The sequence below is a fragment of the Polaromonas sp. P1_E1_2 genome (assembly GCF_056406035.1).
Genome location: NZ_JBFUAZ010000230.1, coordinates 1 through 6,023 on the forward strand (window position 1 = coordinate 1; position 6,023 = coordinate 6,023).

The following is a 6,023-nucleotide window of genomic DNA, read 5'->3' on the forward strand; positions in this document are numbered from 1 at the left end:
GTGTAGGCGGCGGGCACACCGATCAGCAGCGACAAAAAGACCACCGAGAACACCACCACCACCGTGACCACCAGCACATGGCCCAGCTGGAATTCCTTCCACGCCGATACATACCAGCTGAGGGTGTAGGCCTCGGGCAGCCAGGTTMCCAGCCAGCGTGTGGCCACCGAATTGGTGGCCACCGCGACGATCAGCAGGCCGACGTTGACCAGAAAGAAGGAGATGACACCCCAGATCAACGCACGCCAGGCACGATCGCGTAGCGGGCTGGAGTTGCGCGCCGCGGCACTCATCCCTTGCCTCCGGTAACAGGACCGCGGTAGAACAGACGGCGCAGGCCCAGCGCCGCAGCGACGATCGCCAGTTGAGCCAGGCCCATGATCATGGCGACAGCCGAGGCCAGCGAATAGTCGTACTGCTCAAAGGCAGCTTCGTAGGCCGCAATCGCAATCACCCGCGTGGTACCGGCCGGCGAGCCCAGAAGCACTGCAGATGGGAAGACCGAGAAAGCCTGAACAAAACTCAGGCAGAAGGCCATGACCAGCCCGGGCGTCAGCAGCGGCAGATAAATGTAGCGAAAGCGATTCCAGCCGTCTGCGCCCAGCGTCGCTGCCGCACGCGGCAGCGCCGGATCAATACCGGTGATGTAAGAGAGGATCAGCAGATAGGCAAACGGGAAACCGGTGATGACCAGCGAAATCAGCACGCCCCAATAGTTGTGCGTGAGCCGGATCGAACCTTCGTAAAGATGGAGCCAGCGCAGTGTCTGCGCCAGCCAGCCCTGCGGGCCGAAGTAGGTCAGCATGCCTTCGGCGATCAATACTGTGCCCAGCGTCAGCGGCACCACCAGCAAGGTAGACAACAGGCGCTGGTAAGGGCTTTTGGTCCGCGTGGCATAGGCGATCGCCAGTGCGAACCCGATATTGATCAACGTGGCCGGCAGGGCCAGCTGCAGGGTGTTGCCTATGGTCTGCCACAGGTCGCGCGTCTGGAAGAAATGAATGTAGTTCTGCAGCACCCCGCCCTGCGCCGGCTGAAAGGACAGCAGCAGGCCGTAGGCGAAGGGGTAGACAAAAAACATGATCATCACCGCGGCCGCCGGCGCGACCAGCATCACGGCCGGGTCCAGCGGCGGGCGCGAACGGTTACCCGGCGAGGGCGTGGCAAATGTGGCCATCAGGACTCCTCCGCATAAACCAGAACCCGTTCCGGCGCCGCAACCAGCATCACGGTGTCGCCAGGCGAGACCACGCGCGCGGAACGCACGTAGAGCAAATCGTCGAATGCCGTCCTGACCTGGAGAAGCCATTCACGGCCGCCGTACTCCGCGGTTTCCACTGTCCCTGGGAATGCATGCGCGCCCTCGCCGATCACGATCTCATCGGGCCGCACGGCCACCATCACACCGGCGCCGTCAGTCAATGCCTGCATGGCCGTCCCCGCCAGACGCACGCCGCCTACACCTTCGACCGTGACATGGTCACCGTCTGAACGCAGCACGCGGGCCGGCAGAACATTGCGGTAGCCCATGAAGCGCGCCACATCCAGCGTGGCCGGCCGCGCGAACACCTCTTGCGGCGTGCCGACCTGCTGCACCACACCCAGCTTCATCACCACCACACGGTCAGCYATGGCGAGCGCCTCGTCCTGGTCGTGCGTCACATACACCGTGGAGCAGCCCTGAGCGCGATGGATGCGGCGTATTTCAGAGCGCATTTCAATGCGCAGCTTGGCGTCCAGGTTGGACAGCGGCTCATCCATCAGGATCAGCGGCGGTTCGATGACGATGGCACGCGCGATAGCCACGCGCTGCTGCTGCCCGCCCGAGAGCTGCCCGGGCAGCTTGTCCGCGTGTCCCAGCAGTTGCACGGTGTCCAGCGCCGCCGCCACGCGCCTGTCGATTTCTGCCGCCGGCATGCCGCGCATCTTCAGGCCGAAGCCCACATTGCGGCTGACCGAAAGATGTGGGAACAGCGCGTAGTTCTGGAACACCATGCCAAAGCCGCGCCTCTCCGGTGGCAGCGTATCGATGCGTTGCTGGTCCAGCCAGATACTTCCGTCCGACAGCGGCAGCAGCCCCGCCATGCAATTGAGCGCGGTGGACTTGCCGCAGCCCGAAGGGCCCAGCAGCGCGATGAACTCGCCACGCTCTATGGTAAGCGAGAGTTTCTCGAGCGCGTGGGCGCCGCCGAAGCTGCGGCTCACGCCGTCCAGGCGCAGCTGCCTGAACTCGTTTTTTCCCGCGGGCCGTCCCGCGGTGTTGGGCATCACCATGTCAAAAACCTTCTTCACACCCGCAGCGGGCTTGCTTGTTATTCAAGGGCCGCGTTCAGAGCCGTGCACAAAACCCGGCGAAGCGATCCTGGCTAGGCGGCGCAACAACGCCAGGAGGGTTTTGTGTGCGGCTCTTACTTGCCTTTGCCGGAACCGATTTCCTGATCCCACTTCTTGAAGGCGGCGACCATGGCCTTGTCATCCAGCGGCTGGGTGTGCGGCTGCTTGGCGATCCAGTCGGCGTACTCGGGGCGGCCGTATTCCTTGATGATGTCCTGGCTCTTTTGCGGCGCAGCGGTCAGCGGAACGTTTTTCACGGCCGGGCCGGGGTAAAAGTAGCCGGAGTCATAGGTCAGCGCCTGCTGCTCGGGTTTGAGCAGGTAGGCCATCAGTTCCATCACCGCCGCCTGACGGGCGGCGGGCAAGCCCTTGGGCATCGCCATGTAGTGCGCGTCATTAACCCAGGTGAAGCCGTTGAGTGCCGCCACCTTGAACTGCTTGGGCACCACGCCCAGCGCGCGCGGATTGATATCCCAGCCGGTCACCGTGACGGTCATGTCGCGCGAGCCTTCTCCGAGCTCCTTCATCACGGCGCCAGTGCCTGTGGGGTAGTACTCGATGCAGCTGTTGAGCTCCTTCAGGTAAGCCCAGGTCTTGTCCCAGCCGGCCAGGGGTTCCYTGGGATCCTTGTCGCCGAGCAGGTAGGGCAAGCCCATCAGAAAGGTGCGGCCCGGGCCCGAGTTGGCGGGGCGAGCGTAAATCAGCTTGTTGGGGTTGGCCTTGCACCAGGCCAGCAACTCAGCCGGTGTTTTAGGCGGTGCCTTGACCTTGTCGGGGTTGTACTCGAGCAGCGGACCCGCAGGCATATAGGTCACCATGACGGCCTGGCCGTTGGCCAGGTCCTGCATCTTGCGCGCGCTGGGCAGGTAGTTGTCCATCAAATTGGGGAACTTCGCGGCATGCGCAGGCAGCATGGGCTCCCAGAGATTGAGCGCCATGCCGGCAGCCAGCGCATCGGTGCCGGTCAGTACCAGGTCAATGTCGGTGCGGCCAGCGGCCTGCATGGCCCTGATTTTCCCCGGAAGCTCGGGTGCCGGCGCCTTGGTGAAGGTAATGCGCGACACCAGGTTCGGATTTTTCGCGGCAAAACTTTCCAGCGCCTCCTGCGTCAGCGCCAGGTTGCCCGCCACGTCGACGACGTTGAGCGTCACGGGCTCCGCATGGGCCGCGCCGGCCATGAATGCAGACATGCCCGCGAGCGATGTCAGAAAGCCTGCGGCCCACAGGCCCCGGGCCAGGCGGGACTTCAAATACTTGAACTTGCTCATGATCTTGTCTCCTTCGTTGTTGGTGTGAACTGCAAACAGGAAATGGAAAAATGCGAGGCTCCTGCCGGCCTCTTAAAAACGCGGGCTGATGCCGGAAAACCCCGGCTGGTACTTGCGCATCTGCGCGAGGTCGTTGCGGTTGCGGATGCCGCAGTCCAGGTATTGCCGGTGCAGTTCGGCCAATCTGGCCGGATCGAGTTCCACGCCCAGGCCGGGCGCCGTCGGCACCTTGACGGCGCCTTGGTCGAATTGGATCCGCCCGCCCTTGATGACCTCTTCCTCTTGCCACGGGTAATGCGTGTCGCAGGCATAGGTGAGGTTGGGAATCRCGGCGGCAGCGTGCGTCATGGCCATCAGGCTTATGCCGAGGTGCGAGTTCGAATGCATGGACATGCCCATGCCGAAAACGCTGCACATGCGCGCCAGTGAGGCTGTGGCGCGCAGGCCACCCCAGTAATGATGGTCTGACAGCAGGATACTGACTGCATGCGTGGAGGCATTGCGCTTGAACTCCTCCATCGTGGTGACGCACATGTTGGTCGCCAGCGGCATGCGGCAGTGCCGGGCCAGCTCGGCCATGGCCTCCTGGCCGGGTGCCGGGTCTTCGTAGTATTCCAGCAAATTGTCGAGCTCTTTTGCGGCGGCGATGCTGGTCTCCAGCGTCCAGTTGGCGTTCGGGTCCAGCCGCAAGGGCACACCGGGGAAGGCCTTGGACAACGCCTTCATGGCGGCGATTTCTTCAGCCGGTGGGAACACGCCGCCCTTGAGCTTGATGCTCTTGAAGCCATAAAGGCTCACCATCCGCTGCGCCTGCTTCACAACCTGCTCAGGCGTAACGGCTTCGCCCCAGGCGTCGGGTGCATAAGGTTTGTCAGCGTGCTCTGCGTATTTGTAGAACAGATAGGCGCTGTAAGGCACCTCTGCGCGTACGGCACCGCCCAGCAAGTCGCACACGGGCATGCCCAGGATCTGCCCTTGCAGGTCGAGCATGGCGACTTCCATCGCACTGATGACCTTGTCGGCATTTTTGGCAGTGTGCGAGCCCGGTGCAAGCTCGAACTGCACGCTGCCGTCAGTGGCGTGTCCGGGCTTGATGGCTGCGCGTACGCGCTCTTCCATGACGTTCAGCCCAAACGGAGACAAGCCGAGGACCAGGGCACGGGCCTGCTCCAGCACTTTCACCATGGGCTCGTCACCATAGGTTTCAGAGATGCCAACGCGCCCGTCCGAAGTTTCCATCTCGACAATGCTGCGCAGCGCCCAAGGCTCGTGGATACCGCTGGCGTTGAGCAGCGGCGCATCACGAAACGCGATGGGCGTGATTCGGACTGCGCTGATTTTGATACTTTTCATCCGCCCAACCATCATTCAGCCTTGATGCCGGCGACCTTGATGACCCGCGTCCAGCGGTCCAGCTCCCGTGCCACGAACTGTGTGTATTCCGTACTGCCCTGGGCCGGCACCACAAAACCGTTGGCCTCCATCCGCGCGCGGATGGCGGGGGACTGCATCGCGTTGACAGCGGCAGCTTCTATTTTGTCCACAATGGGCTTGGGCGTGCCTTTGGGGAGCGACAGGCCGGACCACGACAGAGCGGAGAAACCGGGGTAACCCGATTCGTGAATGGTGGGCACGTCCGGGTACAGCGGATTGCGCGCCAGGCTGGTCACAGCCAGGGCCCGGAGCTTGCCCGCCTTGATATGCGGCAACGCCACATCCTGGTTGATGAACATCAAGGGTATCTGTCCGCCGAGAATATCCGTCAGCATGGGGCCGCCGCCCCGGTAGGGAATGCCGACCATGAACAGGGGCTTGCAGTTTTCTTTTTTGACGCCCGAGCAGGTGCCGACGGTTTGCTTGAGCAGCTCCATCGCCATGTGCCCCGAGGCCGCAGGCACATAGCCATAGCTCAGTTTGCCGGGATTGGCTTTCCCGTAAGCAATCAGCTCCTGGAAGGTGTTAAAGGGCGCAGAAGGATGGACCACCAGCACGTTCGGTCCTGAATGGACCTGCGTGACGTGGATGAAATCCTTGACAGAGTCGTAGCCGAGCTTGGGGTTGAGACCGTKCGCAACCGCATTCTGGCCAACACCTGTTTGTATCAGCGTATAGCCATCGGGCGCGGCTTTGGCGCCCTTCTCTGTGCCGATGACCCCGCCCGCGCCGCCGAGGTTCTCCACAATCACGGGCTGCTTCAGGGCTTTTGTCAACTCTTCCGCAATCATGCGTCCCATCACATCGCTGGTGCCGCCTGCCGGGAACGGAACAATCAGCTTGATCGCCCTCGACGGGTAGTCGGTCTGGGCCTGAACTGGAAGGGCCAGCAGGCCCACGGCCGCAGCCGCGCACACGAAAGCGGCCCTCGCAGCCTTGGCGCCAATAGCGGTTTTGAGAAACCCGCGCCGCGCACGCATAGTGTTC

The 6,023-nt window shown here is 62.8% G+C and carries 5 protein-coding genes and 1 pseudogene; all 6 read right to left on the reverse strand.

Annotated features, from left to right (window positions below):
* Nucleotides 1-293: pseudogene (locus tag AC1D1P_RS12150) on the reverse strand (ABC transporter permease); the annotation flags it as partial.
* A complete protein-coding gene (locus tag AC1D1P_RS12155; RefSeq protein WP_477673154.1) occupies nucleotides 290-1,177 on the reverse strand; it encodes an ABC transporter permease in 888 nt (295 codons plus the stop codon). The gene AC1D1P_RS12155 and the pseudogene AC1D1P_RS12150, both read right to left, overlap by 4 nt.
* Nucleotides 1,177-2,274, reverse strand: a complete 1,098-nt coding sequence (locus tag AC1D1P_RS12160) for an ABC transporter ATP-binding protein (RefSeq protein ID WP_477673156.1) — start codon at nucleotides 2,272-2,274, stop codon at nucleotides 1,177-1,179. The genes AC1D1P_RS12155 and AC1D1P_RS12160 overlap by 1 nt, the downstream gene beginning before the upstream one ends.
* A 134-nt stretch (nucleotides 2,275-2,408) precedes the next feature.
* Nucleotides 2,409-3,524 (reverse strand): ABC transporter substrate-binding protein, encoded by a 1,116-nt coding sequence (locus AC1D1P_RS12165; RefSeq protein ID WP_477673157.1) that lies wholly within the window; start codon nucleotides 3,522-3,524, stop codon nucleotides 2,409-2,411.
* A 150-nt stretch (nucleotides 3,525-3,674) separates the two neighbouring features.
* Nucleotides 3,675-4,955: a glucarate dehydratase family protein gene (locus tag AC1D1P_RS12170; RefSeq protein WP_477673155.1), complete on the reverse strand. Its 1,281-nt coding sequence runs from the start codon at nucleotides 4,953-4,955 to the stop codon at nucleotides 3,675-3,677.
* An 11-nt stretch (nucleotides 4,956-4,966) separates the two neighbouring features.
* A complete protein-coding gene (locus AC1D1P_RS12175) occupies nucleotides 4,967-6,016 on the reverse strand; it encodes a Bug family tripartite tricarboxylate transporter substrate binding protein (protein ID WP_477673158.1) in 1,050 nt (349 codons plus the stop codon).
* Nucleotides 6,017-6,023 lie beyond the last annotated feature (7 nt).